Here is a 24,860-nt window from a genome sequence, read left to right on the forward strand (position 1 = left end):
TCTTTCCGCGCGAAGGTGCCGGCTAGTCTAGCGTATGCCAGTCGCGCAGCGGCAGGGGGCTGCGGCGCCTGTTGTGCAAGTGTGCGGGAGAGGTCGCAAGGCGCTGCTCAGGCACGTCGGACGCCGCTGATGCGTACCCAGCCATCTTTATCGGCGGTTGGGTCGAGCTCGAATGCATCGCTGTAGGCTGCGCGCACCTCCTCGGCCTGTTCGGCTAGGATGCCGGACAGTGCCAGGCGGCCGCCGGGCTTGACCAGTGCGGTGATGCGCGGCGCCAGCGAAACCAGCGGGCCGGCAAGGATGTTGGCGACCACCACGTCGGCAGCCTTTTCCGGCAGCTGTTCAGGCAGGTGGAGCGCGAAACGCTCTGCGGCGATGCCGTTGCGCTCGGCGTTGTCGCGTGAAGCGTCCAGCGCCTGGGTATCGATGTCGGTGCCGACGGCATGCTCGGCGCCCAGCAACAGGCCGGCGATCGCCAGGATGCCCGAGCCGCAGCCGAAATCCAGCAGGGACTGGCCCTGCAAAGGCTGGGCATCCAGCCACTCGAGGCAGAGTGCGGTAGTGGGGTGGGTGCCGGTACCGAACGCCAGGCCAGGATCCAGCAGCAGGTTGACCGCGTCGGGCTCCGGCGCCGCGTGCCAGCTGGGGACGATCCACAGGCGGCGGCCGAAGCGCATCGGCTGAAAGTTGTCCATCCAGCTGCGCTCCCAGTCCTGGTCTTCGATCACTTCGATCTGGTGCTCGGGCAGCTCGCCGCCGCGCAGCAGCTGCAGGTGGGCGAGCAGGGAGTCCGAGTCGGTGTCGGCTTCGAACAATGCCAGCAGGTGCGAGTGCGACCACAGCGGAGTGGTGTTGAGATCCGGCTCGAAGATCGGCTGATCCTCGGCGTCCATGAAGGTCACGGAGACCGCGCCCAGATCCAGCAACTGGTCTTCCAGCGCTTCGGCCTGATCGGGGGTGATGGCGAGTCGGATCTGCAGCCAGGACATGGAAGCCTCTCGAATGGGGTCGCGGTAAAAGCCGGCAAGCTTACTGGAGGGGGCGTGTTGCGGCCAGCGTGGGCTCGATTCGCGCCTGGCAGAAACGACAGAGGCCGCCCGAAGGCAGCCTCTGTAGTACAGCGCCGAGCGGGGCTCAGTGCTTGTCCATACCCAGTTTCTTCTCCAGGTAATGGATGTTCACGCCGCCCTTGCAGAAGCCGGGGTCGCGCACCAGGTCGCGGTGCAGCGGGGCGTTGGTCTTGATGCCGTCGACGATCAACTCGTCCAGCGCGTTGCGCATGCGGCCCATGGCCTCGTCGCGGTTTGCGCCGAAGGTGATCAGCTTGCCGATCAGCGAGTCGTAGTGCGGCGGAACCGAGTAGCCATCGTAGAGGTGCGAATCAACGCGAACACCGTTGCCGCCCGGCGCATGGAAGTGCTTGACCTTGCCCGGACTGGGCATGAAGGTGCGCGGGTCTTCGGCGTTGATGCGACATTCGACAGCATGGCCGCGGATGACGACATCTTCCTGCTTGATCGACAGCTTCTGGCCGCCACCGATAAGCAGCATCTCCTTGACGATGTCGATGCCGGTAACCATCTCGGTAACCGGATGCTCGACCTGTACGCGAGTGTTCATCTCGATGAAGTAGAAGTTGCCGTCTTCATAGAGGAACTCGAACGTACCGGCGCCGCGGTAGCCGATATCGATGCACGCCTTGACGCAGCGGGCCTGCACCTTGCGGCGGGCTTCTTCGTCGATCAGCGGGGCAGGGGCCTCCTCAATCACCTTCTGGTGACGGCGCTGCAGCGAGCAGTCGCGATCGCCGAGGTGGATGGCGTTGCCCTGGCCGTCGGCCAGGACCTGGATTTCCACGTGGCGCGGATTGGTCAGGAACTTCTCGAGGTAAACCATCGGATTACCGAAGGCTGCGCCTGCTTCGTTACGGGTCAGCTTGGCCGAGGCGATCAGGTCCTCTTCCTTGTGCACCACGCGCATGCCGCGACCACCACCGCCACCGGCGGCCTTGATGATCACTGGATAGCCTACCTCGCGGGCGATCCGCAGCGCTTCCTTCTCGTCTTCCGGCAGCGGGCCGTCAGAACCCGGAACGGTGGGTACGCCGGCCTGCTTCATCGCGTCCTTGGCGGACACCTTGTCACCCATCAGGCGGATAACGTCGGCGGTCGGGCCGATGAAGGTAAAGCCGGACTTCTCCACCTGTTCGGCGAAGTCGGCGTTCTCGGCGAGGAAGCCGTAGCCTGGATGAATGCCGTCGGCGCCGGTGACTTCGGCAGCGGCAATCAGTGCCGGGATGCTCAGGTAGGACTTGGCAGAGGCGGCCGGGCCGATGCAGACGGACTCGTCGGCCAGCGACACGTGCATCAGGTCACGGTCTGCAGTGGAGTGCACAGCCACGGTTTTGATGCCCAGTTCCTTGCATGCGCGCAGAACTCGAAGGGCTATCTCGCCGCGGTTGGCGATCAGTACTTTTTCCAACATCGCTGGCTCTCCGCGGTTCAAACGATGGTGAACAGCGGCTGGTCGTATTCGACCGGCTGACCATTCTCCACCAGGATGGATTCGATGGTGCCGCTGATCTCGGCCTCGATGTGGTTCATCATCTTCATGGCTTCGACGATGCAGAGGATGTCGCCCTTCTTGACGCTCTGACCGACTTCGACGAACGCCTTGGATTCCGGCGAGGACGCACGGTAGAAGGTGCCGACCATCGGCGAGCGGACCACATTGCCGTTCAGCTTGGGCGCGGCCGGGGCAGCGTCGGCAGCCGGGGCGGCAGCAGCTACCGGAGCAGGAGCCGGTGCAGCCGGAGCCTGAGCGTAGATCGGCTGCTGCATCGCTACCTGCTTGCTGTGGCGGCTGATGCGTACCGACTCTTCACCCTCGTGGATCTCCAGTTCGTCGATACCGGACTCTTCCAGCAGTTCGATCAGCTTTTTGACTTTGCGAATATCCATGAAGCATTGACTCCCAGGTAAGTTCAAAGGGCATTGCTGCTCGCTTCTTCAAGACATGGCACCTGCGTGCGAGTCCCTCAGGAAGCAGCGAGTTGTTCCAGCGCGGCCTCCAAGGCCAGCCGGTAGCCGCTGGCGCCAAGGCCGCAGATCACACCCACCGCGATATCGGAAAAGTAGGAGTGATGGCGGAAAGGTTCACGCTTGTGCACATTGGACAGGTGCACTTCGATGAATGGGATGCTCACGGCCAGCAACGCGTCACGTAATGCGACGCTGGTATGCGTGAATGCCGCGGGATTGATCAGGATGAAATCGACGCCTTCGCTGCGCGCGGCATGGATGCGCTCGATCAGTTCGTACTCGGCGTTGGATTGCAGATGCAGCAGATGATGTCCGCGATCTCGGGCACGCTGCTCCAGATCCTGATTGATCTGCGCCAGCGTCACTGCGCCGTAGACGCCCGGCTCGCGGGTGCCGAGCATGTTCAGATTCGGCCCGTGGAGGACCAGAAACGTGGCCATCGGTATTCCTTGTTTTTCTGTATGCGCTGATCAGTCGAGGTGGCTGGTCGCGAGAAGGGAAAAACTATGCCCCAAGCAGGGCATGACTGTCCAGTCATGTCGCGATCGAAGGAAATGCCCGCATTATGTCTGAAGATTGCCGCAATGATTCATTGGGCTGAGGATCGTCGGCTTGTCATGGATCGATCCCGCGAAAATGCGTGCGTGAGCTAGAGCAGAGGTGCCGCGCGATCCAGTCGCTCGCTGAAACCGGGAGCGTCTATCTCGCCGACTACACGCACGTCGGACATCTCATTGCCACGCCGATCGAAGAACAGGATGGCCGGGGGGCCGAACAGTTTGTAGCGGTCCAGCAGGCTGCGTTGGGCGGCGTTGCTTTCGGTGATGTCGAAGCGGATCAGACGATAGTCGGTCAGCCGCGGTGCCACCTGTGGGTTGGCGAACACCTCGCGTTCGATCACCTTGCAGCTGATGCACCAGTCGGCGTACCAGTCGAGCATCAGCGGTTGGCCGGCGGCGCGGGCGGCGGCCAGTTGGGTATCGAGCTCGGCCGGCGTGGAAATGGTGTGCCAGCCTTCACTGGTCATGCTGCCTGGCGCTGATCCGGCCACGGAGGTTGGCAACGGCCGAAGTGGATCGGAGCCGCCCTGTAGCGCCCCGACCCACGCGGCCAGCGCGTAGACCAGCAATACCAGTCCCATCAGCTGCGCGAGCTTCTGCCTGGGCGTCTTGCTGGTGAATTCCAGGGTGCCGAGAAATACGGCGCTGCCGGCCGCGAGTAGGCCCCATGCCGCCAGAGCAAGCGGACCGGGCAGTACGCGCTCGAGCATCCAGACGGCGACGGCAAGCAGCAGTACGCCGAATACGTTGCGTACGCTGATCATCCATGGGCCGCTCTTGGGCAGTAGCGCGCCACCTCCGGTGGCGAACAGCACCAGCGGTGCGCCCATACCCAGGCCCAGGGCGAACAGCTTCAGGCCGCCGCCTAGCGCATCGCCGCTGGCACTGATGTACAGCAGTGCGCCGGCCAGCGGAGCGGAAACGCAAGGCGATACCAGCAGACTGGACACGGCACCGAGCAGCGCCGCTCCGGTAAACGAGCCGCCGCGTGCGTTGCCGGCAAGACGGTCGAGTCGACTGCTGAGTGCCTGTGGTAGGCGCAGCTCGAACAGTCCGAACATGGCCAGGGCGAAGGCGACGAAGAATAATGCGAAGGGTACAAGAATCCAGGGTGATTGCAGGCGCGCCTGCAGATTCAGCTCGGCTCCGAATACGCCCATCAGCGCACCGAGCAGGGCAAAGCCGCCAGCCATTGGCAGCACGTAGGCCAGCGACAGCAGGAAGCTGCGAGTTCCGCCGGGCTGGTCGCGCAGCACGACGCCGGTGAGAATCGGCAACATCGGCAGCACGCAGGGGGTGAAGGTCAGGCCCAGACCGGCGAGGAAGAACAGCGCGATGGAGCGCCAGGAGAGGTCGCGTTCGCTGGCCTGCTGGCTGGTTGACTCTTCGGTGGTCGCTCCGCTGGGGGCGCCGGCAACGTCGCCGATGGGGAGCGATTCGGTTTCCGGGGGGTAGCACAGGCCTTTATCGGCACAGCCCTGGTAGGAGACCTGCAGGACGAAGGGGCGGTTGTCCGGGTTCGTCAGCGGTAGCTCGACATCGACAATGCCGTAATAGGCTTCGATCTCACCGAAATAGTCATCGACCTTGGGCACGCCGGCGGGCAGCTTCGGCTCACCGATCACGACACCTGACTGCTCGGTCTTGAAGGCAAAACGATGACGGTAGAGGTAGTAGCCCTCCGCTGCGACGAAACGCAGGGTGATCTGTTCAGGCGTAGCCTCAACGAGACTCAGTCGAAAGGCTTCGCGTACCGGCAGGAAATCGCTGCTGTTGTTCAGCGCACCGCCAAAACTGGCGCTGGGCTTGTTGTCGAACAGGCCGGCGTGGGCAGGAAGCACGAATAGCAGGAGCAGCAGACTCAGCAGGCGAAGCATGGCGATCTCACGGTAAAGCTGTGGCGGCATGATAACCAAGCCCGACGCCCGGCGCCCGTGCTCAACTGTCGCTCTGCCGATCAGTTTGCAACCAGATGCTGTCCTTGTCCTCGGCTGCATCCAGCTGGCGCAGCGTCTGGCCGGCGCAGGGGCCGGCCACGCACTCACCGGATTCGATGAGAAACAGCGCGCCGTGAGTGGCGCATTGCAGCAGGCTGCCACTGTCGTCGAGGAACTGGTCGGGACGCCACTCCAGCGGAACGCCGCGGTGTGGGCAACGGTTCTCGTACAGGTATGTCCGGCCATCCCGGCGCACGGCGATCACTTTCAGCTCCCCGACCGTGAAGCCGCGGCTCTGCCCTTCGAGAAGCTCGGATGTCGCGCACAATCTGATCATCGGGTCCTCCGCCATAAGCCGGAATTATCCCGCAGCCGGCGAGGAAGTGCAGTCGGATAATTTTTGCCGGGCTGGCGGCTGCGGCGGCGGGCTCTTATCCTTCGCCGCACATACCGCTTGGCAAAGCAATCCGATGGGTAGTCCGGTTCCTGCGCGCTTTCTGTTCTTCGTACTCGGCTTGTTGTTGCTGGTCGCGATCTGGCTGTCGCTGGCGCTGGGACCGCTGAGCCTGGCGCTGGGCGACAGTCTGGCTGCGGCGCTGCGCTTGGTAGGCGTGCCGATCGAAGCGTCCGGGCTCGAGCAGGCTGAGCTGATTCTTGCGCAGATCCGCCTGCCGCGGACCTTGCTGGGCTGCGCCGCCGGGGCAGTACTGGCGCTTTGCGGGGTGGCGATGCAGGGGCTGTTCCGCAACCCGCTGGCCGATCCAGGGCTGGTCGGGGTTTCCAGCGGTGCTGCGTTGGGCGCGGCGGTCGCCATAGTCGGTAGCACATTCATTCCGGCGTTGCCTGCGGGGTGGGAGCCCTACCTGCTGTCGGTCTTCGCCTTCGTTGGCGGGCTGGGCGTGACCTTGCTGGTTTACCGACTCGGCCGGCGCGACGGGCAGACCCACGTCGGCACGATGCTGCTGGCCGGCATTGCGCTGACCTCGCTGGCCGGTGCAGTGGTTGGGTTGTTCAGTTATCTGGCCGACGACAGAACGTTGCGCTCGCTGACCTTCTGGAATCTCGGCAGTCTGAACGGCGCCAGTTATGCACGGCTATGGCCGCTGCTGCTGATCACCATCGCAGTCGCACTGTGGCTGCCGCGGCGGGCGAAAGCCCTGAATGCGTTGTTGCTCGGCGAATCGGAAGCGCGTCATCTCGGTTTCGATGTGGAGCGGATCAAGCGTGAACTGGTGGTCTGCACGGCGCTGGGTGTCGGCGCAGCGGTGGCTGCTACCGGTCTGATCGGCTTTATCGGATTGGTGGTTCCGCACCTGATGCGCCTGTTGGTCGGCCCCGATCACCGCTTGCTGCTACCAGCTTCGGCACTTGCTGGCGGCAGCTTGCTGCTGCTTGCCGATGTCGCCGCGCGGCTGGTGATAGCGCCGGCGGAGCTGCCGATCGGCATTGTCACTGCGTTGCTCGGTGCACCTTTCTTCCTTTATCTGCTGTTGCGGGAGCGCCTCTGATGCTGGTGGGCCGCGATCTGACCGTGCGCCGTGGCGCGATAACGGCGCTGCAGGATGTTTCCCTCGAGCTGCGCCCTGGGCAGGTTTTCGGTGTGCTCGGCCCGAACGGTGCGGGCAAGAGCACGCTGCTGGCGACGTTATCCGGCGAGCTCAGGCCTTCCAGGGGGCAGGTCTTGCTCCACGGGCGGCCGCTCGGCGACTGGGCGGATGTGGAGCGCGCGCGTTGCCTAGCCGTGTTGCCGCAGAGTTCGACGCTTAGCTTCGCTTTCCGCGTGGCGGATGTGGTGGCCATGGGGCGCCTGCCTCATCGCACCGGGCGCGGAGCCGATGCCGCCTTCGTTGCAGCAGCGATGGCTGCGGCGGACGCGCGGCACCTTGCGACGCGCAGCTACCTCGAACTGTCTGGAGGTGAGCGTCAGCGTGTGCATCTCGCTCGGGTGCTGGCGCAGCTGTGGCCGGGCGAGACAGGGCGGGTGCTGATGCTCGACGAGCCTACGTCGATGCTCGATCCTGCGCACCAGCACAGCATTTTAAAGGCGGTCAGGGCCTTCGCCGCGCAAGGCGCCGCCGCTCTGGTGATCCTGCACGATCTGAATCTGGCTGCGCGCTATTGTGATCGGTTACTGCTGCTAAAGGATGGTCGGCCAATCGTGGCAGGGCCACCCGATGAAGTGCTGCAAGCTGAGCCGCTGCGAGCGGTATTCGGTCTGGATGTGTTGGTGCAGCGACATCCGGAACTCGGTCACCCGCTGATCATTGCCCGTTGAGGAGGTTCATCGTGCGCATTCTTGTGTTGCTTGTGCTGGGTTTGCTGACGGCATGCCATTCGCTACCGTCGCTACCTGAGTGGCAAAGTCCCGAAGGGCGTGAGCATCCGGAGCTCGGTCTGATCGTCGATCTGCGCAGTGACGCGGTACTCACGCCCGCGCAGCTGGTAGCGAAGCTGCAGGCGCAGGATCGGCTGCTGGTCGGCGAGCGGCACGACAACCCGGATCACCATGCGCTGCAGCTCTGGTTGCTGCGGGCGTTGGCCGAAGAACGTCCGCAGGGCAGCTTGTTGCTGGAGATGCTCGCCCCCCAACAGCAGGCGCTAGTCGATGCAGTGCGCCGCGAGGTGCGTGAGGGGCGAGCGCCAGCCGATCTTCCTGATGCATTGGGCTGGCAGAGGGGCTGGGATTGGGCTCAGTACGGAGCCCTGGTTTCACATGCACTCGCGCAGCCTTACCCATTGCTGCATGCCAATCTCGGGCGCGACGAAATCATGTCGATCTATCGTGCCGCACCGTCATTGCAGGGGCGCAAATCTGCGGCTGCGGCGGTAAGCGAGGCATTACTGGCGCAGATCGAGGTCTCTCACTGCGGGATGCTGCCGGCCTCCCAGCTGCCGGCGATGCTGGCGGTGCAGCAGCAGCGTGATCGACGCATGGCCGAGCGAACGCTCGCCGCAGCCGAGCCAGCCATGCTGCTGGCCGGCGCGTTCCATGTCCGTCGAGACCTGGGCGTGCCGTTGCATATCGAGGATCTGTCAGGGAAGTCAGTCGCGGTGTTGATGCTTGCTGAAGTGGGCGAGACGGTATCCGCTGCGCAGGCCGACTATGTCTGGTACACCCCGGCGCAACCGGAGCAGGATCATTGCGAACAGCTGCGCCGACCGGGGAAGCAACCTGGCTGACATTTTCTACAGGCAAAAAAAAGACCCGGCAGAGCCGGGTCAAAACCGTGATTAGCCTGATGAGGAGATAACCTGAAGGATCGACTGCCTGAGCCTTCAGCTATCGGCTGACCTCGCGATCAGTTGCGATAATAATAACAATTCTCATTTCTGCGTCAACAGGCTTTCGTAAAAAATATTCTTTGGCTGGTCTGCCTCAAACGGCAACGTTTACCCGCAGATGAGTGACTTCCTTGTTCAGCAGGTCAATACGCCGCGCCATGCTTTCAATGAGGCTGTGAGCAATGCGGGGGTTGCTCTGTGTCAGTCCGAGGAACTGTTCCTTGGGAATGACCATGACCGTGCAGGCCTCACTGGCGACCACCGTTGCGCTGCGTCGCTCGCGGGTGAAGACCGCCATGGCGCCGAAGATCTCGTCCTTCTGTACGTCGCCAACCTTCTGGCCGTCGACGATCGCCTCGGCGTGGCCTTCGATGATGATGAACACGTTGTCTGCCTCGTCGCCTTGGCGGATCAGCTCTTCACCGACGGCGAAATGCTTGAAGCCGGTAGCCGGGCGGATCTCCGGTTGCTTCAGGCGCGCAAGGGCGTCGCCGAGCAGGGCGGTATGACCAATCAGATACTGGGTGAACAGTTCCTGGCGATGCTCATCGGAGTGGATGTGCTGGAACACCGCGTTGCGCGAGTAGGGAATCAGGCTGACAGGTTCGTCGCTGCAATAGCGGCACTCTGGCAGGTCGCCCGACTGGCGCAATCCAACCAGGTCGCCCTCCTGCAGATAGAACAGCGCCTTGCCGTCGATCAGCGCATGCAGTAGCCCAGTCTCGATGATGAAAAGTTGCTGTGGCGGCAGCTCGGCGCACAGATCGTCGGTGTGCTTGAGTTCAAGGTTGGGGCCTGAGGGCTGCAAGCCTTCGAGCAATTGGGTGGGGATGGTTTGCAGGCGGTTGATCAGGCGATCGGCGTAGGCCGGTTGCTCCCCGAGTAAATACATGTCGGTAATCCTTGAACGAACGGGCAGACGATTGGCAGGGTCACGTCGGCGCACAATAGGCTCGGGCGAGGGCCTGAGTAAATCTCGCCGAGCAGAGGTTGTGAGCTAGCTCTAGTTGTCGCGATCGGCGCCCAGATTCCGATTCAGCTCTTCCTTCAGCGGGATCGGCAGCTGCTGCCACGGGACATCTCTCAACGCCCCCTCGATGGCATACAGCAGAACCTTCGAGGCCCCGAAGCCGCGTGCCTTCACCGCGCGATAGGAGCTCACCGCGCCCAATCGTCGGAGGTCCGCAGCGGTGTGAATTCCCGATGCATGCAGCCATTGCACCGAGGTCTTGCCGAGATTGCGGAGCGAAAGCAGTTCGTCGTGCATGGCGGCGTCCTTGCGGTGCTAGCGGTTGGGGAAGCCTGTCAGAAAGTGTAGCGGCCAGCGGATAAGCCTCCGCTGACCTGCCTGGCCCCATGCAGACGTCAATTGGGGCTCGATTGATGTGATGGGGTCGCGACCATGTCGCTGATGCCATTGCTTCACGGCAGACCAGGTGCGCAGGTAGCCCATCAGTTCGCGGAGATCCCAGTGCGCTTCGAGGGCGAAGGGCGGCGGTTCGATACGTGGAAAGGGAGGCTGGATATCGCGGTAACCGGCATCGACGCTGCTGCGACCAGCTGGCCAGTAACCGGCGAGTGTTTCGTAGTAGAGCCTGTGGATGATCGCGTCCATTGCGGCCGATATCTCCAGCAGGCTGTAGCACCAGGCGCAGAACAGGCCGTTCGGCTTCAGTGCGCGCCGCGCCTGATTGAAGAATGCCGGCGTGGCGAACCAGTGCAGGGCTTGTGCGACTACCAGCAGATCGAGCTGTCCGCTGCGCAATGGCAGATGCTCGGCATCGGCGACGAAACGCTGCACGTTTAACCAGGTGTCGCCAGCCGCGAGCTGTTCGGCGCTCGCGTCGCAGGCCAGGACCCGATGGAAGTGTCGTGTCAGCGGGATGCTCGCTTGCCCGTTGCCGGCCGCAAGGTCGAGCGCGGTGTCGGTGGCCGCGCATTGGCTGGCGAGCCAGTTGAACAGCGCCTCGGGGTAGGTCGGGCGGAAGCGTGCGTAGTCGGTGGAGCGGCTGGAGAACAGCTGGATGCTGTCACTGGCCGGCTTTGGCGCGGGTGATTCGCTGACAGACATAGCGGTGTTCCACGATTGGAATACCGGGAGTATAGAAGCACCGCCGCACTCTGCTGGCGGCGGTGCCTGGCGGCGGTGCCTGGCGGTCAGAGGCCGGGCAGGTGCTGACGGATACTGGCGACCAGCTCGTCGAGGCTGCCGGCGTCCTGGGTGTCGACCCGACGGCTATGCAGTCGCTCGCTCTCGTTCAGCGCCTCGCGGCTGGCCTGCTGGGCATGCACTACCTCCATGGTCGCGTCGGATGGGTCAAGCCCCTCGGCCTGGCGTTGCGCCAGCCACTGCGCGATTACCGCATCGGGCGCCTGGCAATCGAGTATCAGGAAGGGCACGCCAGTGGTCTCGGCCGCCTGCCAGGCATCCTGGCGCTGCTGCTGCTTCAGGTATGCCGCGTCGATCACCACGGAAAAGCCAGCCTGCAGCGCAGTCGTTGCCAGCTGGTGCAGCCGCTTGTAGGTCTCATCGCTGGCCTGCTGGCTGTAGATGCCGGCATCCAGGTGGCCCTGCTGGGCTTCGGGCTGCTCGCCATGCAGGCGCTTGCGTTCGATATCCGAGCGCAGGCGTATCGCGCCAAGGGCCTCGACCAGGCGTAGCGCAACGTGGCTCTTGCCTACGGCGGACACGCCGTGGGTGATGGCGAGGAAGCGCGAGGGAATGGCGCTGTAGCTTTCGGCCAGATTCGCGTAGCTGCGGTACTGCCGTACGATCACCTTGCGTTGCACCGCGTCCTGCTCCTGATACAGACGGAACAGGCTGACCTTGGCGCGGACCAGTGCGCGATAGGCCTTGTACAGATTCAGCAGCGCCAGCGCTGCGTAGTCGCCGGTGTGCTCCAGCCAGCCATTGATGAACCTGCGCGCCTGGCACTTCAGGCCACGATCCTCGAGGTCCATGGCCAGGAAGGCTGCGTCCGAAGCCACATCGATCAGGCGGAACGGCTCGTTGAACTCGATGCAGTCGAACAGCACCACCTTGCCATCGATCAATGTGGCATTGCCCAGGTGAAGATCGCCGTGACATTCGCGGACGAAACCTTCCTGGCAGCGCTGGTCGAGCAGCGGACGCAGGCGCTCGATACTGGTTTCGGTCCATTCCTCGAGCGCATCCAGCTGGCGGAGATCCTCGGCTTCGCTGAGCAATGGGCGAATCTGTTCGAAGTTCTGCCGCATCGGCGCAACGATCGCATCGGCACTGCTCAGTGCATGACCGGCAGGCACCTGCGGGGTGCCCTGGTGGAAGCGGGCGATCTGCTCGGCCAGGGCGTCAATGTGCGCGTCCGTCAACTCGCCGCGCGCCTGCAGTTCGGCCAGTAGCTGGGTTTGTGGGAACTCGCGCATCTTCAGCGCATATTCGAAGGGTTCGCCTGTGCCATCGATCTCGGGTGCATCCGGCAATCCGCTGATGGGAACGACTTCGAGATACATATCCGGCGCCATGCGCTGGTTAAGCCGTAACTCTTCTTCGCAGAAATGCTTGCGTGAGGCGAGGTCGGTGAAGTTGAGAAAGCCGAAGTCCACTGGCTTCTTGATCTTGTAGGCATAGGTGCCGGTGAGGATGACCCAGGAAATGTGGGTCTCGATTACCCGAAAGCCCTCGCTGGGATGCGGGTACAGGCCAGGATTCTGCAGGGCGGCGATCAGTGCTTGGCTCACGGTCATTCCTTGTTGAAGTTCTTGAACGGGGCGTGCGAGTCCACTGCGAAGCAGTCCACACAGTCGAAAAGTCGCAGGCATTATGGCCGCTGTGCGTTGCGCTGCAAACCGCTGAGAGGCCGTCGGTCCGCGCCTGCAAAGTGCGTATAATGCGCCGCCATGACTAAATCTCGCTCCCCCCGTACACGCTCCAGACGCCGCTCCTCTGGCGCTCGCCCCTGGTTGGGCTGGGCGGTCAAACTGTCCATTGTCGGCCTGGTGATCCTGGGCGGTTTCGCCATTTATCTCGATGCCGTGGTGCAGGAGAAATTCTCCGGCAAACGCTGGACGATTCCGGCCAAGGTCTATGCACGACCGCTGGAGTTGTTCGTCGGGCAGAAGCTCGATAAGACCGATTTTCTCGCCGAGCTGGATGCGTTGGGCTATCGCCGCGAAAAGGCTGTCAGCGGTCCGGGTGGCGCGTCGGTGGCTGGTAATGACATCGAACTGCACACCCGCGGCTTCCAGTTCTACGAAGGTGCCGAACAGTCGCAGCGGCTGCGAGTACGCTTCTCTGGCGATTTCGTCGCCGGCCTCAGCGCTGCCAATGGCGGCTCGCTGCCGGTAGCGCGGCTGGAGCCGGTGTTGATCGGTGGGCTGTACCCCGCGCACAACGAGGATCGCATTCTGATCAAGCTCGATCAGGTGCCGCCGTATCTGGTGGAAACGCTGGTCGCCGTGGAGGATCGGGAGTTCTTCAATCACTTCGGTGTATCGCCCAAGTCCATTGCTCGCGCCGTCTGGGTCAACCTGACTGCAGGCCAGGTTCGCCAAGGGGGCAGTACGCTGACCCAGCAGCTGGTGAAGAACTTCTACCTGACCAACGAGCGCAGCCTTAGCCGTAAGGCCACCGAGGCGATGATGGCGGTCCTGCTGGAGCTGCACTACGACAAGGAAGACATTCTCGAAGCCTACCTGAACGAAGTGTTTCTCGGTCAGGACGGTCGCCGTGCCATTCACGGCTTCGGTCTGGCGAGCCAGTACTTCTTCGGCCAGCCGCTGGCCGAGTTGAAGTTGCCGCAGGTGGCATTGCTGGTCGGCATGGTGAAAGGGCCTACCTACTACAACCCTCGACGCAATCCCGAGCGGGCGTTGGAGCGGCGCAACCTGGTTCTCGACCTGCTCGCCGAGCAGCAGGCGGTCAGCGCCGAGGACATAGCAAAAGCCAAGCAGGCACCGCTGGGCGTGACCCAGCGTGGCAGCATGGCCGACAGCTCCTATCCGGCCTTCCTCGACCTGGTCAAGCGTCAGCTGCGTGAGGACTATCGGGACGAGGACCTCACCGAAGAAGGTCTGCGTGTCTTCACCAGTTTCGATCCGGTGATCCAGCTCAAGGCCGAGCAGGCCATGAGCGAAACCCTCAAGCGTCTCGGCAAGAGCACCGAAGGCGTCGAAGGCGCAATGATCGTGACCAATCCTGAGACCGGTGAAATTCAGGCCCTGCTCGGTGGTCGCCAGCCGGGTTTCGCGGGGTTCAATCGCGCGCTCGATGCGTCACGGCCGATCGGCTCGCTGATCAAGCCGGCCATCTACCTGGCTGCGCTGGAAAAGCCCAGCCAGTACACGCTGACCAGTCTGCTCGAAGACGAGCCCTTCTCGGTCAAGGGCGCCGATGGACAGATCTGGAAGCCGCAGAACTATGGGCGTCAGGCTTATGGCACGGTTTACCTGTATCAGGCACTTGCCAATTCCTACAACCTGTCCACGGCGCGGCTCGGGCTCGATCTGGGCGTGCCGAATGTACTGAAGACGCTTGAGCGGCTGGGCGCTTCGCCGAAGTGGCCCGCCTATCCGTCGATGCTGCTCGGAGCGGGCGGTTTGCGGCCAATCGAGGTGGCGGACATGTACCAGACCCTGGCCAACGGCGGCTTTAACACGCCGTTGCGCGGAATTCGCAGTGTGCTGACCGCGGATGGTGAGCCACTCAAGCGCTATCCGTTCCAGATTCAGCAGCGCTTCGATCCGGGTGCCATCTACCTGACCCAGTACGCCATGCAGCGTGCCATGCGCGAAGGAACGGGTCGTTCTGCCTACAACCGACTGCCGCAGTCGCTGAATCTCGCTGGCAAGACCGGTACCACCAACGACTCGCGTGACAGCTGGTTCGCAGGCTTCAGTCAGGATCTGCTGGCAGTGGTCTGGTTGGGTCGTGATGACAATGGCAAAACTTCGCTGACTGGGGCGACCGGCGCGCTGCAGGTGTGGAGCGATTTCATGCGGCGGGCCGATCCGCTGCCTCTGCAGATGCCGGTGCCGGACAACGTGACATATGCCTGGGTGGACGCGCGAAGTGGCCTGGGTACGGATGAGCGTTGCCCCGATGCGGTGCAGATGCCCTATATTCGCGGCAGCGAACCGGCCCCCGGACCTGGCTGCGGCATTCAGGCGCCGGCGGAGTCGGTCATGGATTGGGTGCGTGGCTGGTTGGAGTAACTGCCGCAGAGGTCGCGTGCTTCGTGGTTCTACGTTGAGAGGTCTGAATTGGTGAACAAGCAGTGGATGGCCGTTGTTGCAGCGGTGACGCTGGTACAGGGGTGCACGACAGTGGATCGTGGTTCGATCCCCGTGGTGGACTCAGGCGCTCCCGTTTCCGAGGAGGTGGCGGCTCGCCAGGGATACCGCGCGCCAGCCGCGGTCGCGACGCCAAGGCAGCAGCAGGAGGATTCTGGGGTGGTGGTGATGGTGCCGCAAGGCAGCTCTGCACCGCTTGAGACGTTCGCCGCGCCGGATGCACCGTTTGCCAGATCGAGTGGAACGACAGGCGGAGATCAGCCTGCGTGGCAGCCGGCACCGTCAATCTCGGCGCCGGCCGTTACGCAGCAGCAACCGAGCATGCCCACCGGTATCCCGTCCTCCGGCAGCAGCAGCGGCCTGGCCGCCGACGAGCAGCTGGATGGCCCGGTGCTCGCGCTGTTGACTACGGCTCAACAGCAGCAGGGCGGTGGTGACCTGAATGGTGCGGCTTCCAGTCTCGAACGTGCGCAGCGTATTGCGCCGCGCGAGCCGCAGGTCCTTTATCGTCTGGCCCAGGTCCGGTTGGCGCAGGGGGATGCCACTCAGGCGGAGCAGCTGTCGCGCCGCGCATTGAGCTATGCCAGCGGGCGTCCGGCGCTGCAGGCCAGCCTCTGGGAGTTGATTGCGCAGGCACGTGAGCGGCGGGGCGACAGTGCCGGTGCCGCGCAGGCTCGTGAACGAGCCAAGGTCAATCTATGATGGATCCGCGCCTTCCGGCAGTCGCGCAGCAGCTGCTTTTGATCGAGCGCGAGCTGCGCACGCTTGACATGTGGAGCGTCGAGCCGCCGGTGCCGGAGGCTCTGGCCAGCGTCGAGCCGTTTTGCGTGGATACGCTGCGCTTCGAGCAATGGCTGCAGTGGATATTCCTGCCGCGGATGAAGGCGATTGTCGAGGCGGATCATCCTCTGCCGCAGGCGTCGGGCATCTGTGCGATGGCAGAGCTGGTCTATCGGGAGGCGCGGGTAGTCAGTCTGCTCGAGGCACTGCGTGCTTTCGATGCGTTGATCGAGGCGCCTTCGCGCTGAGCGGCTTGGCGCGCCGCCAGCGCAATACCTGAAGATGCGGTATCAGTTGCAGTTTTCGGCGATCTTGTCGCGTGTTTCTGCGATCCTTGCCTGCCGCTCCTCTTCGGTGATTCGCCGGGTTTCACCCTTCTCTTCGACACGTACCCGCGGATTGTTCTGCAGTTGCGCGAGGTTGGTGCGCATCGTCTCGCAATAGCGCTTGCGTTCGGCCTCTTGCTCAGCGACCTGGCGCTTCACTTTGCGATCGATGCTCTGCTGGTCGACCTCGGTTTCGTCCTCGACGACGGGGGCTGGCATCGTGGTCGATTTTGCCGGCGCGGTAACGGTGTTGACGGTTTCCACCTGCTGCCCTTGCGGCGGTTGCGCGCCGAAGTGCGTGACCCCCTGGGCGTCTACCCACTTGTATACCTGGGCAGCCATGACGTTGCCGCAAAGCGCCAGTACCAAGCCGCCCGCAAGAAACATGAATCGCATGTCGTTACCTTCATTGGAATCGGAAACCGGCAGTCACTATACCCAAAAGCCGGAGCGCCGCTTCTGCACCCTGTCACAGCTCAACGCTGCCCAAACACAACGGCGAGCTTGACTTGCTGGTGCTGAATCCGAACAATTCGAGGCTTGCTGTCCTGAGTCGCCTCGCCGCAAGCGATACCGGCTCAGTCTAGACAGACATGAGGTGCTACCCGCGCCGACCTGCATCACCCGCAACGCGTTACCTCGCGCTGGGTGGAGAGCCCGCGACACCAGGGTCTCTTCCAATACTGGCTCAGTCAGTGGCTGACGTAGTCGGCGACCACCGTCGCTCATGCCCTGCTGGCAGTAAACCTATTTCTGGCGGCTCCGACTTGGAATCGCTATCTGGCGTTTCAGAGGTGAACAACGTGGAACTCTTATCCGGCGCTGAAATGGTCGTCCGCTCCCTGCGTGACGAAGGCGTTAAGTACATCTACGGGTACCCGGGCGGTGCCGTTCTGCATATCTACGATGCGCTTTTCAAGGAAAAGGCCATCGAACACATCCTGGTTCGTCACGAGCAGGCCGCCACGCACATGGCCGATGGCTATGCGCGCGCGACCGGCAAGGCCGGCGTGGTGCTGGTGACCTCCGGACCAGGGGCGACCAACGCCATCACCGGTATCGCCACCGCCTTCATGGACTCGATCCCGATGGTGGTCATCTCCGGCCAGGTGCCCAGCACCATGGTCGGCACCGATGCCTTCCAGGAAACCGACATGATCGGTATCTCCCGGCCCATCGTGAAGCACAGCTTCATGATCAAGCATCCTTCGGAAATCCCCGAAGTGATGAAAAAGGCGTTCTATCTCGCCGAATCCGGGCGTCCAGGGCCGGTTGTCATCGACATTCCGAAGGACATGACCAACCCGGCCGAGAAGTTCGAGTACGTCTATCCGAAGAAGGCCAAGCTGCGTTCGTACAGTCCGGCCGTGCGTGGACATTCGGGCCAGATTCGCAAAGCGGCGGAACTGCTGCTGGGAGCCAAGCGGCCCATCATCTACGCCGGTGGCGGCGTGATCCTGGGCAAGGCCTCGGCGCAATTGACCGAGCTGGCGAAGATGCTCAACCTGCCGGTGACCAACACCCTGATGGGCTTGGGTTGCTATCCGGGCGGTGACCGCCAGTTCGTCGGCATGCTCGGCATGCACGGCAGCTACACCGCCAACCTGGCTATGCACCATTCCGACGTGATCCTGGCGGTCGGTGCGCGCTTCGATGACCGCGTCATCAATGGTGCGGCGAAATTCTGCCCGAACGCCAAGATCATCCATATCGACATCGACCCGGCGTCGATCTCCAAGACCATCAAGGCCGACATTCCGATCGTCGGTCCGGTCGACAGTGTGCTGACCGAGATGGTCGCCATCGTCAAGGAAATCGGTCAGACGCCGAATGCCGAGACGGTCGCCAGCTGGTGGAAACAGATCGACGAGTGGCGCGGCAACCGCGGGCTGTTCCCCTACGACAAGGGCGATGGTTCGATCATCAAGCCTCAGGCCGCCATCGAGGTGCTTTGCGAAGTGACCAAGGGCGACGCCTATGTGGCCTCGGACGTCGGTCAACACCAGATGTTCGCCTGCCAGTACTACAAGTTCGACAAGCCCAACCGTTGGCTCAACTCGGGCGGCCTCGGCACCATGGGCTTTGGTCTGCCTGCAGCCATGGGCGTGAAGCTGAACTTCCCCGAAGCCGATGTCGCGGTGGTGACGGGTGAGGGCAGCATCCAGATGAACATCCAGGAGCTGTCCACCTGCCTGCAGTACGACCTGCCGGTGAAGATCATCAACCTCAACAACGGTGCGCTGGGAATGGTTCGCCAGTGGCAGGACATGGTGTACAACAGCCGCTATTCGCACTCCTACATGGAGTCGCTGCCAGACTTCGTCAAGCTGGCCGAGGCTTATGGTCACGTGGGAATGCGCATCACCGACCTCAAGGACCTCAAGCCGATGATGGAAGAGGCGTTCGCCATGAAGGATCGCCTGGTCTTCCTGGATATCGCGGTCGATACCGCTGAGCACGTCTATCCGATGCAGATCAAAGACGGTGCGATGCGCGACATGTGGCTGAGCAAGACGGAGCGGACCTGATCATGAGACACATCATTTCCCTGCTGATGGAAAACGAACCGGGTGCGCTGTCTCGTGTGGTCGGCCTGTTTTCGCAACGCAACTACAACATCGAAAGCCTCACCGTGGCGCCGACCGAAGACCCGACCCTGTCGCGTCTAACGCTGACCACGGTAGGCCACGAGGAGGTGATCGAGCAGATCACCAAAAACCTCAACAAGCTGGTTGAGGTGGTCAAGCTGGTCGACCTGTCGGAAAGCGCCCATATCGAGCGTGAACTGATGCTGATCAAGGTCAAGGCCACCGGTGCCCAGCGCGCCGAGGTCAAGCGCACCACCGATATCTTCCGCGGGCAGATCGTCGACGTGACCACCAGCGTCTATACGATTCAGTTGGCCGGAACCAGTGACAAGCTGGACAGTTTCATCCAGGCCGTTGGCACTGCTTCGATCCTGGAGGTTGTGCGCAGTGGCGTCACCGGGATTTCCCGCGGTGACAAGGTGCTGAGTATCTAACGGCTGGCGGACGCGTCGTCTCTCCAGTCAGTAACGTTTTATCGAATGGCCCACGAGGCCGGCAACAGGGGTAATTCATGAAGGTTTCTTACGATAAAGACTGCGACCTCTCCATCATTCAGGGCAAGAAGGTCGCCATCATCGGTTACGGCTCCCAGGGCCACGCGCACGCGTGCAACCTGAAGGATTCCGGCGTCGACGTCACCGTCGGCCTGCGCCCGGGCTCGTCGTCCATTGCCAAGGCCGAGGCCCATGGCCTGAAGGTCAGCGACGTGCCGGCCGCTGTTGCCGCTGCCGACCTGGTGATGATCCTGACCCCGGACGAGTTCCAGGGCCGCCTGTACAAGGACGAAATCGAGCCGAACCTGAAGCAGGGCGCTACTCTGGCCTTCGCCCACGGCTTCTCGATCCATTACAACCAGGTCGTGCCCCGTGCCGATCTGGACGTGATCATGATTGCTCCCAAGGCGCCGGGCCACACTGTGCGTTCCGAGTTCGTCAAGGGCGGCGGCATCCCTGACCTGATCGCGATCTACCAGGACGCTTCCGGCAATGCCCGCAACGTCGCGCTGTCCTACGCCTGTGGTGTCGGCGGTGGCCGTACCGGCATCATCGAAACCACCTTCAAGGACGAAACCGAAACCGACCTGTTCGGCGAGCAGGCTGTTCTCTGTGGCGGTTGCGTCGAGCTGGTCAAGGCCGGCTTCGAAACTCTGGTCGAAGCTGGCTACGCGCCGGAAATGGCCTACTTCGAGTGCCTGCACGAGCTGAAGTTGATCGTCGATCTGATGTTCGAAGGCGGCATCGCCAACATGAACTACTCGATCTCCAACAACGCCGAGTACGGCGAGTACGTGACCGGTCCTGAGGTGATCAACGCCGAGTCCCGTGCCGCCATGCGTAATGCCCTGAAGCGCATTCAGGACGGCGAGTACGCCAAGATGTTCATCACCGAGGGCGCTGCCAACTATCCGTCCATGACTGCCTACCGTCGCAACAACGCGGCGCACGGTATCGAAGTGGTCGGCGAGAAGCTGCGTGCAATGATGCCTTGGATCGCGGCGAACAAGATCGTCGACAAGAGCAAGAACTGATCGTTCTACTGCTCAAGAAAACGCGGCTTCGGCCGCGTTTTTTCGTTCGGCCTGCCAGGCTTCTGGTATAAAACCCGGCTTTGGCCAGGCTGAACCCCAAGTCTCCAGGACTGGTCGAAATCTATCCGTAACCTGTTGTAGAAGGTGAATGCGCATGAGTGGACAACCCGAAGAGCCGAACAAGCCAGTCGAGCCAGAAAGCATTCTGCCGATCGACGAGCATGTCGAGGAGACCCAAGAGCCTGATGGGCGCAAGGTTCGTCATCGTGGCATCTATCTGCTGCCCAATCTGTTCACCACCGCCAACCTTTTTGCTGGTTTTTTTTCGATCATCACCGCGATTAACGGCAACTTCTACGTGGCCGCCGCCACGGTGTTCGTCGCTATGGTGCTCGATAGTCTGGATGGGCGCGTGGCTCGTCTCACCAATACCCAAAGCGCATTTGGTGCCGAGTACGATTCGCTGTCGGACATGGTTGCCTTTGGTCTGGCCCCCGCAGTGCTGGCGTACGAGTGGGCATTGTCCGAACTGGGTAATGTTGGTCTCACCGTTGCCTTCATATATGTCGCTTGCGCCGCTCTGCGTCTGGCGCGTTTCAATACGCAGATCGGTAAGGTGGATAAGCGGTGGTTCATTGGTCTGGCTAGCCCGGCTGCAGCGGGGGTAGTCGCCGGCTGGGTCTGGGCTGTCTGGGCACTGGATGAGGTTGGTATTCGCGGAGTCGATCTGCCGCTCATATTGGTCATGCTGTTCGCGCTGATGGTCGCAGCCGCAGGTTTGTTGATGGTCAGCAATATCAAGTACTACAGCTTCAAGGATCTCGATTTGAAAGGGCGCGTACCTTTCGTCGCTATCCTGATAGTAGTGCTCGTGTTCGCTGTCGTGTTCAGTGATCCGCCCCGCATTCTGCTGTTGATCTTCCTGGCGTATGCGGCGTCCGGTCCTGTGCAGTACCTGATGCAGTTGCGCCGCCGCAAGCGTGTCGAGGGTTGATTTTCAACTCGGCTGCGCGTATTGCTCCATCGGAGTCAGTACGCGGAGCAACCCATGCTTATCAAGATTCCCGCCTCCGGCGAGTGTCGTGAGTCAGAGGTAACGGCCGAGGCTGCTTATTTGAGCCGTCGGCAGATTCTTGGTGGGGCGATGCTTTCGGGGGCTGCCGCCGGACTGCCAGCTCTCGCTAAAGCTTCCGAGCGTTATCCTGGCGTTACACCGGCGCCCGCGCCGAATTGGTTCACCGACAAGCTTGCCAACGCCCGTTGGCAGGCAGTGGCCCCAGACGGCGAAGCCATCACGCCATTCGCGGACGCTTCCCAGTACAACAACTTCTACGAATTTGGCCCCAACAAGGGTGATCCGGCGCGTCATGCTTCGGCTTTGAAAGTGGAGCCTTGGTCGGTGTTGATCGACGGTGAAGTCGATCAGCCTGGGCGTTACGCTCTTGAGGAACTGTGCTCGGAAGGCCGACTCGAGGAACGCATCTATCGGCTTCGCTGTGTTGAAGCCTGGTCAATGGTCATTCCGTGGCTGGGATTTCCTTTGGCCGATCTGATTCGCAAGGCCCAACCGAATTCCTCTGCGAAGTTCATTCGTTTCGAAACGGCGTACCGGTCGGAGGAAATGCGCGGAACCCGCTCCGGGTTTGGGCTGATCGATTGGCCCTATGTCGAAGGGTTGCGAATGGATGAGGCCATGCATCCGCTAACGTTGCTTGCAGTCGGGATGTATGGCCGTACGCTACCTAACCAGAATGGGGCGCCGCTGAGGCTGGTGGTCCCTTGGAAGTACGGCTTCAAGAGCATCAAGTCGATTGTACGCATCAGCTTCGTGCGCGAGCAGCCGATTACGACCTGGCAATCGATGGCGCCGCAGGAATATGGGTTCTACGCCAACGTTAACCCGAAGGTTTCGCATCCGCGATGGTCGCAAGCTCGTGAGCGCCGGCTCCCAGGAAGCCTGTTCAGCACAAACCTCCGGGACACCCAACTGTTCAACGGCTACGCGGAGCAAGTCGCGGGGTTATATAGCTCGATGGATCTCAGTAAGGACTATTGATGCGCTACCCCGTGTGGCGGCCGGCGGTTTTCGCCTGCGCCGCGAGCTTGCCGTTGTATTGGCTGTATCTGGGCTGGCAGTTCGCGCTTGGTCCTGACCCAGGCAAGGTGCTGGTCGATAATCTCGGTGAGGGTGCGCTGGTTTTGCTGCTTCTGACGCTTTCGATGACTCCGATGCAACGGCTGACTGAATGGGGTGGCTGGCTTGCCGTCCGACGTCAGCTCGGACTGTGGTGTTTCACCTATGCACTGCTGCACCTGAGTGGTTATCTATACTTCTTATTGGGTGGCGAGTTTTCTCGTTTGGGCGAGGAATTGCGCGAACGCCCCTATGTTCTGGTCGGTGGACTAGGGTTTGTCGGACTGACCGTCTTGGCGATGACATCATCCCGGTGGAGCATGCGTCGGCTTGGTAAGCGCTGGAAGAAAGTGCATAGGTTGGTTTATCTCATTGCCATTCTTGCGTTACTGCATATGCTCTGGGTCGTTCGAGCGGACGCGGCCCGTTGGTTTCTCTATGCGGGTATTGCAATGGCGCTGTTCTTCTTGCGTGTTCCAGTGGTGACTAAGACTCTCGCTTCAGTACGCAGCCGAAAAGGTAGGGGTGAATAAAACTGAAATAAACGGTTGACGTTGATTTTCAGGCTCCTATAATGCGCACCACTTCCGGCGCAGTCCTTAAGCAAAACCTCTTGTAAATCAAAAGGTTAGCGAAATAAAGGGTTGCACGGGTGGCGGATTCGAGTAGAATGCGCCGGGCTGGCAGGGTGGTGGTTGAATCCTGTTGGCGGCTTCGGTCGGGTTGATCGGAAGCGGTTGAAAGAGGTGGTTGACAGCGGTTTTGAACGCTGTATGATTCGCCTCCCGCTGATGAGAGATGCAAGTTGATCTGAAGCGCAAGCGGTTGAGAAGAAAGAAAAACTTCTTCAAAAACAGCTTGACAGGTAACAAGGCTGCTGTAGAATGCGCGGCCTCGGTTGAGACGAAAGACTTGATCGAAACGCTCTTTAACAACTGAATCAATTCGAAGTCCTTGCCGAAGAAGCGGGAGTCGCTACGACAGTAACGGGCGATGCCATGATTTTGGGAAATCGACTTATGGTCCAGCGGGCCATTTCCAACCTGCTATCCAACGCGCTGCGGCATTCGAATACTGGCAGCACGGTCGAACTTAAGATCCTTGAGGAGGACGTAGACATCGTCTCGCTGGCTGTCACCAATCATGGCGCGACTATCGAATCAGATCATCTCCCACATCTGTTCGACCGCTTTTACCGCGTTAACGGCATACAACCTCGCGGGGCAGGCTTGGGGCTAGCAATTGTTCATTCAGTGATGAGGCTTCACAAAGGCCACGTGGCCGTCGCCAGCAAAGACGGTCGGACCACATTCGAACTCACCTTTCCTCGGCACGCCTGATTCAAAGTGATACGGCATGGAGACGAACGTCACTGCGAAAGGTACTGTCAAACTACGCGACGAGCGACTATCTAAAGTGGATCTCGGCTTGGTATCCACTCCCACGAGCCCAACGCCATACATGTAATGCATGCGTCTGGCGAGAATTCACAGCCTCAACTTCCGCCTATCGTGCAAGTTGCCGACGGGGGAGTTGCGCTGACCGACATGTCGTCGATGCACAGACTATGAACGGCATCCCGACTGGGTCGCAAAAGGTGAACATGGCCATGGACCAGAAGTTGGCGGGCCAGACCGTTAATGCCACCAGCATGGTCAAGTATGATTATAAGCGCGACCGTCACCTGCTCACGGTCAGGCCTAATCGAAGCGTAGGGTGGTCTACAATAATGATGAGTTTTCAAATAGGGTCGGATCAGCAAAAAGCGAGGGTTAATTACGCCTTTGTAATGCAAAGATCATCTTCTGGTAAGGGTCAAACCTATAATATAAATTATCAACTAACCAAGAGGTGTAATAATGAGCCGCCCTGCTAAAGTAATTCTACCGTTCTTTTTCGCTTTTGCTTCTTCGCTCGCAGTGGCAGAAGGCGGGGGGGAACTAACAATGCAGCGCGTTGACAGTGCGTCAGTAACAAAGCCCACTCTAAAAATGCTTTTAAAAGAAGGTAAAGTGCTGAGTATAGCACCCGCAGGAATGACCGGTACGACCGGAATGATTCAGAACTATGGAGCTAACGGAAAAGTTCAAACGTACGAGATGAAGATTAAGTCTCCTGATGGGAATATCCATACGGTCGAGTTTTTGAGCGCCCCGGTTGGTGTAAACAACGGCTAACGGGCCAGTAAGTTCCCAACACCATTCATTTAGTGCATGCGTTCTCGCTAATGCCGGCGAGAATGCCGCAAGCCTCAACTTCCCGCCCATCGTTGCAATTAGCCCGCAGTGAAACGAGTTGTCGTTCGAGTGACTGCCGGGCGGTTATCTGCGACCTGACTTGAGAAATGTGTTCATCGAGCAAGGCATTAAGGAAACCCTGAAGAAGACTTCCTGAATCTGGTGAAATACGCCGAT

The 24,860-nt window shown here is 61.2% G+C and carries 26 protein-coding genes and 1 pseudogene; 14 read left to right on the top strand and 13 right to left on the bottom strand.

Going from position 1 to position 24,860, the window contains the following annotated elements; translation table 11 throughout:
• Nucleotides 1–107 precede the first annotated feature (107 nt).
• The 6 genes from prmA to CW305_RS00610 form a co-directional block, all read right to left on the bottom strand.
• The gene (gene prmA / locus CW305_RS00585; RefSeq protein WP_104096843.1) at nt 108–989 is read right to left on the bottom strand and encodes a 50S ribosomal protein L11 methyltransferase; all 882 of its coding nucleotides are present in this window, start codon (nt 987–989) and stop codon (nt 108–110) included.
• Nucleotides 990–1,134: 145 nt separating this feature from the next.
• On the bottom strand, nt 1,135–2,484 hold the full coding sequence (accC, locus tag CW305_RS00590; protein WP_015275919.1) for an acetyl-CoA carboxylase biotin carboxylase subunit: 1,350 nt from the start codon (nt 2,482–2,484) through the stop codon (nt 1,135–1,137).
• A gap of 17 nt (nt 2,485–2,501) precedes the next feature.
• A complete protein-coding gene (accB, locus tag CW305_RS00595) occupies nt 2,502–2,960 on the bottom strand; it encodes an acetyl-CoA carboxylase biotin carboxyl carrier protein (RefSeq protein ID WP_023446134.1) in 459 nt (152 codons plus the stop codon).
• A 77-nt stretch (nt 2,961–3,037) separates the two neighbouring features.
• A complete protein-coding gene (aroQ, locus tag CW305_RS00600; protein ID WP_014819270.1) occupies nt 3,038–3,481 on the bottom strand; it encodes a type II 3-dehydroquinate dehydratase in 444 nt (147 codons plus the stop codon).
• A gap of 209 nt (nt 3,482–3,690) precedes the next feature.
• A complete protein-coding gene (locus CW305_RS00605; RefSeq protein ID WP_104096844.1) occupies nt 3,691–5,508 on the bottom strand; it encodes a protein-disulfide reductase DsbD in 1,818 nt (605 codons plus the stop codon).
• A gap of 31 nt (nt 5,509–5,539) precedes the next feature.
• On the bottom strand, nt 5,540–5,875 hold the full coding sequence (locus CW305_RS00610; RefSeq protein ID WP_044315005.1) for a Rieske (2Fe-2S) protein: 336 nt from the start codon (nt 5,873–5,875) through the stop codon (nt 5,540–5,542).
• A gap of 133 nt (nt 5,876–6,008) precedes the next feature.
• On the opposite strand from CW305_RS00610, the gene CW305_RS00615 reads away from it, so the two are divergent.
• The 3 genes from CW305_RS00615 to CW305_RS00625 are packed head-to-tail and all read left to right on the top strand — an operon-like array spanning nt 6,009 to nt 8,718.
• On the top strand, nt 6,009–7,046 hold the full coding sequence (locus tag CW305_RS00615) for a FecCD family ABC transporter permease (protein WP_104096845.1): 1,038 nt from the start codon (nt 6,009–6,011) through the stop codon (nt 7,044–7,046).
• Complete coding sequence (locus CW305_RS00620) at nt 7,046–7,813, top strand: heme ABC transporter ATP-binding protein (protein WP_104096846.1); 768 nt, start codon at nt 7,046–7,048, stop codon at nt 7,811–7,813. The genes CW305_RS00615 and CW305_RS00620 overlap by 1 nt, the downstream gene beginning before the upstream one ends.
• A gap of 11 nt (nt 7,814–7,824) precedes the next feature.
• Nucleotides 7,825–8,718, top strand: a complete 894-nt coding sequence (locus tag CW305_RS00625) for a ChaN family lipoprotein (RefSeq protein WP_104096847.1) — start codon at nt 7,825–7,827, stop codon at nt 8,716–8,718.
• A 196-nt stretch (nt 8,719–8,914) separates the two neighbouring features.
• Here CW305_RS00625 and CW305_RS00630 read toward each other — a convergent pair whose 3' ends face one another.
• The 4 genes from CW305_RS00630 to CW305_RS00645 form a co-directional block, all read right to left on the bottom strand.
• The gene (locus CW305_RS00630; RefSeq protein WP_014819276.1) at nt 8,915–9,712 is read right to left on the bottom strand and encodes a Crp/Fnr family transcriptional regulator; all 798 of its coding nucleotides are present in this window, start codon (nt 9,710–9,712) and stop codon (nt 8,915–8,917) included.
• Nucleotides 9,713–9,823: 111 nt separating this feature from the next.
• A complete protein-coding gene (locus CW305_RS00635) occupies nt 9,824–10,087 on the bottom strand; it encodes a TfoX/Sxy family protein (protein ID WP_014819277.1) in 264 nt (87 codons plus the stop codon).
• Between the two features lie 18 nt (nt 10,088–10,105).
• Nucleotides 10,106–10,891, bottom strand: a complete 786-nt coding sequence (locus CW305_RS00640) for a class I SAM-dependent methyltransferase (RefSeq protein WP_104096848.1) — start codon at nt 10,889–10,891, stop codon at nt 10,106–10,108.
• A gap of 86 nt (nt 10,892–10,977) precedes the next feature.
• Nucleotides 10,978–12,540, bottom strand: coding sequence for a bifunctional aminoglycoside phosphotransferase/ATP-binding protein (locus CW305_RS00645; protein WP_104096849.1), 1,563 nt, complete (start codon nt 12,538–12,540; stop codon nt 10,978–10,980).
• A 159-nt stretch (nt 12,541–12,699) separates the two neighbouring features.
• Between CW305_RS00645 and mrcB the strand changes: the two genes are divergently transcribed.
• The 3 genes from mrcB (at nt 12,700) to CW305_RS00660 (ending at nt 16,118) form a co-directional block, all read left to right on the top strand.
• Nucleotides 12,700–15,012, top strand: coding sequence for a penicillin-binding protein 1B (gene mrcB, locus CW305_RS00650; protein ID WP_104096850.1), 2,313 nt, complete (start codon nt 12,700–12,702; stop codon nt 15,010–15,012).
• Between the two features lie 66 nt (nt 15,013–15,078).
• On the top strand, nt 15,079–15,792 hold the full coding sequence (locus tag CW305_RS00655; protein ID WP_104096856.1) for a tetratricopeptide repeat protein: 714 nt from the start codon (nt 15,079–15,081) through the stop codon (nt 15,790–15,792).
• Complete coding sequence (locus CW305_RS00660; RefSeq protein WP_044315301.1) at nt 15,792–16,118, top strand: YqcC family protein; 327 nt, start codon at nt 15,792–15,794, stop codon at nt 16,116–16,118. The genes CW305_RS00655 and CW305_RS00660 overlap by 1 nt, the downstream gene beginning before the upstream one ends.
• A 42-nt stretch (nt 16,119–16,160) precedes the next feature.
• On the opposite strand, the gene CW305_RS00665 is transcribed toward CW305_RS00660, so the two are convergent.
• Entirely contained in the window at nt 16,161–16,592 is a 432-nt protein-coding gene (locus CW305_RS00665) for a DUF4124 domain-containing protein (protein ID WP_044315297.1), read from the bottom strand.
• Nucleotides 16,593–16,999: 407 nt separating this feature from the next.
• Here CW305_RS00665 and CW305_RS00670 point away from each other — a divergent pair, with 407 nt between their 5' ends.
• The 6 genes from CW305_RS00670 (at nt 17,000) to msrQ (ending at nt 22,979) form a co-directional block, all read left to right on the top strand.
• The gene (locus CW305_RS00670) at nt 17,000–18,724 is read left to right on the top strand and encodes an acetolactate synthase 3 large subunit (protein WP_031298394.1); all 1,725 of its coding nucleotides are present in this window, start codon (nt 17,000–17,002) and stop codon (nt 18,722–18,724) included.
• A 2-nt stretch (nt 18,725–18,726) separates the two neighbouring features.
• Nucleotides 18,727–19,218 (top strand): acetolactate synthase small subunit, encoded by a 492-nt coding sequence (gene ilvN / locus CW305_RS00675; protein WP_003279875.1) that lies wholly within the window; start codon nt 18,727–18,729, stop codon nt 19,216–19,218.
• Between the two features lie 77 nt (nt 19,219–19,295).
• Nucleotides 19,296–20,312: a ketol-acid reductoisomerase gene (gene ilvC / locus CW305_RS00680; RefSeq protein ID WP_003303406.1), complete on the top strand. Its 1,017-nt coding sequence runs from the start codon at nt 19,296–19,298 to the stop codon at nt 20,310–20,312.
• A 154-nt stretch (nt 20,313–20,466) separates the two neighbouring features.
• Nucleotides 20,467–21,306, top strand: a complete 840-nt coding sequence (gene pssA, locus CW305_RS00685) for a CDP-diacylglycerol--serine O-phosphatidyltransferase (RefSeq protein ID WP_014819285.1) — start codon at nt 20,467–20,469, stop codon at nt 21,304–21,306.
• Nucleotides 21,307–21,360: 54 nt separating this feature from the next.
• The gene (gene msrP / locus CW305_RS00690) at nt 21,361–22,368 is read left to right on the top strand and encodes a protein-methionine-sulfoxide reductase catalytic subunit MsrP (RefSeq protein ID WP_104096851.1); all 1,008 of its coding nucleotides are present in this window, start codon (nt 21,361–21,363) and stop codon (nt 22,366–22,368) included.
• Nucleotides 22,368–22,979 (top strand): protein-methionine-sulfoxide reductase heme-binding subunit MsrQ, encoded by a 612-nt coding sequence (gene msrQ / locus CW305_RS00695; RefSeq protein WP_104096852.1) that lies wholly within the window; start codon nt 22,368–22,370, stop codon nt 22,977–22,979. The genes msrP and msrQ overlap by 1 nt, the downstream gene beginning before the upstream one ends.
• A gap of 87 nt (nt 22,980–23,066) precedes the next feature.
• Here the strand turns inward: msrQ and CW305_RS23145 are convergent, their stop codons facing one another.
• Nucleotides 23,067–23,390, bottom strand: coding sequence for a hypothetical protein (locus CW305_RS23145; protein WP_146067126.1), 324 nt, complete (start codon nt 23,388–23,390; stop codon nt 23,067–23,069).
• A gap of 75 nt (nt 23,391–23,465) precedes the next feature.
• Between CW305_RS23145 and CW305_RS00700 the strand changes: the two genes are divergently transcribed.
• Both CW305_RS00700 and CW305_RS00710 read left to right on the top strand, forming a co-directional pair.
• Nucleotides 23,466–23,786 (top strand): ATP-binding protein, encoded by a 321-nt coding sequence (locus CW305_RS00700; protein WP_245890959.1) that lies wholly within the window; start codon nt 23,466–23,468, stop codon nt 23,784–23,786.
• 519 nt (nt 23,787–24,305) lie between these two features.
• A complete protein-coding gene (locus CW305_RS00710; protein ID WP_003291217.1) occupies nt 24,306–24,623 on the top strand; it encodes a co-regulatory protein PtrA N-terminal domain-containing protein in 318 nt (105 codons plus the stop codon).
• Nucleotides 24,624–24,648: 25 nt separating this feature from the next.
• On the opposite strand, the pseudogene CW305_RS00715 reads toward CW305_RS00710, so the two are convergent.
• Nucleotides 24,649–24,816, bottom strand: a pseudogene (locus CW305_RS00715) (Cd(II)/Pb(II)-responsive transcriptional regulator); the annotation flags it as partial.
• Nucleotides 24,817–24,860 lie beyond the last annotated feature (44 nt).

Source organism: Stutzerimonas kunmingensis (genome assembly GCF_002929225.1).
Lineage (GTDB): Bacteria > Pseudomonadota > Gammaproteobacteria > Pseudomonadales > Pseudomonadaceae > Stutzerimonas.

What these genes read in the sequence shown, in the direction of transcription:
- prmA (WP_104096843.1), bottom strand. Translation starts at nt 989, where the DNA reads ATGTCCTGGCTGCAGATCCGACTCGCCATCACCCCCGATCAGGCCGAA.
- accC (WP_015275919.1), bottom strand. Translation starts at nt 2,484, where the DNA reads ATGTTGGAAAAAGTACTGATCGCCAACCGCGGCGAGATAGCCCTTCGA.
- accB (WP_023446134.1), bottom strand. Translation starts at nt 2,960, where the DNA reads ATGGATATTCGCAAAGTCAAAAAGCTGATCGAACTGCTGGAAGAGTCC.
- aroQ (WP_014819270.1), bottom strand. Translation starts at nt 3,481, where the DNA reads ATGGCCACGTTTCTGGTCCTCCACGGGCCGAATCTGAACATGCTCGGC.
- CW305_RS00605 (WP_104096844.1), bottom strand. Translation starts at nt 5,508, where the DNA reads ATGCCGCCACAGCTTTACCGTGAGATCGCCATGCTTCGCCTGCTGAGT.
- CW305_RS00610 (WP_044315005.1), bottom strand. Translation starts at nt 5,875, where the DNA reads ATGATCAGATTGTGCGCGACATCCGAGCTTCTCGAAGGGCAGAGCCGC.
- CW305_RS00615 (WP_104096845.1), top strand. Translation starts at nt 6,009, where the DNA reads ATGGGTAGTCCGGTTCCTGCGCGCTTTCTGTTCTTCGTACTCGGCTTG.
- CW305_RS00620 (WP_104096846.1), top strand. Translation starts at nt 7,046, where the DNA reads ATGCTGGTGGGCCGCGATCTGACCGTGCGCCGTGGCGCGATAACGGCG.
- CW305_RS00630 (WP_014819276.1), bottom strand. Translation starts at nt 9,712, where the DNA reads ATGTATTTACTCGGGGAGCAACCGGCCTACGCCGATCGCCTGATCAAC.
- CW305_RS00635 (WP_014819277.1), bottom strand. Translation starts at nt 10,087, where the DNA reads ATGCACGACGAACTGCTTTCGCTCCGCAATCTCGGCAAGACCTCGGTG.
- CW305_RS00640 (WP_104096848.1), bottom strand. Translation starts at nt 10,891, where the DNA reads ATGTCTGTCAGCGAATCACCCGCGCCAAAGCCGGCCAGTGACAGCATC.
- mrcB (WP_104096850.1), top strand. Translation starts at nt 12,700, where the DNA reads ATGACTAAATCTCGCTCCCCCCGTACACGCTCCAGACGCCGCTCCTCT.
- CW305_RS00655 (WP_104096856.1), top strand. Translation starts at nt 15,079, where the DNA reads ATGGCCGTTGTTGCAGCGGTGACGCTGGTACAGGGGTGCACGACAGTG.
- CW305_RS00660 (WP_044315301.1), top strand. Translation starts at nt 15,792, where the DNA reads ATGGATCCGCGCCTTCCGGCAGTCGCGCAGCAGCTGCTTTTGATCGAG.
- CW305_RS00665 (WP_044315297.1), bottom strand. Translation starts at nt 16,592, where the DNA reads ATGCGATTCATGTTTCTTGCGGGCGGCTTGGTACTGGCGCTTTGCGGC.
- ilvN (WP_003279875.1), top strand. Translation starts at nt 18,727, where the DNA reads ATGAGACACATCATTTCCCTGCTGATGGAAAACGAACCGGGTGCGCTG.
- ilvC (WP_003303406.1), top strand. Translation starts at nt 19,296, where the DNA reads ATGAAGGTTTCTTACGATAAAGACTGCGACCTCTCCATCATTCAGGGC.
- pssA (WP_014819285.1), top strand. Translation starts at nt 20,467, where the DNA reads ATGAGTGGACAACCCGAAGAGCCGAACAAGCCAGTCGAGCCAGAAAGC.
- msrP (WP_104096851.1), top strand. Translation starts at nt 21,361, where the DNA reads ATGCTTATCAAGATTCCCGCCTCCGGCGAGTGTCGTGAGTCAGAGGTA.
- msrQ (WP_104096852.1), top strand. Translation starts at nt 22,368, where the DNA reads ATGCGCTACCCCGTGTGGCGGCCGGCGGTTTTCGCCTGCGCCGCGAGC.
- CW305_RS00700 (WP_245890959.1), top strand. Translation starts at nt 23,466, where the DNA reads ATGGTCCAGCGGGCCATTTCCAACCTGCTATCCAACGCGCTGCGGCAT.
- CW305_RS00710 (WP_003291217.1), top strand. Translation starts at nt 24,306, where the DNA reads ATGAGCCGCCCTGCTAAAGTAATTCTACCGTTCTTTTTCGCTTTTGCT.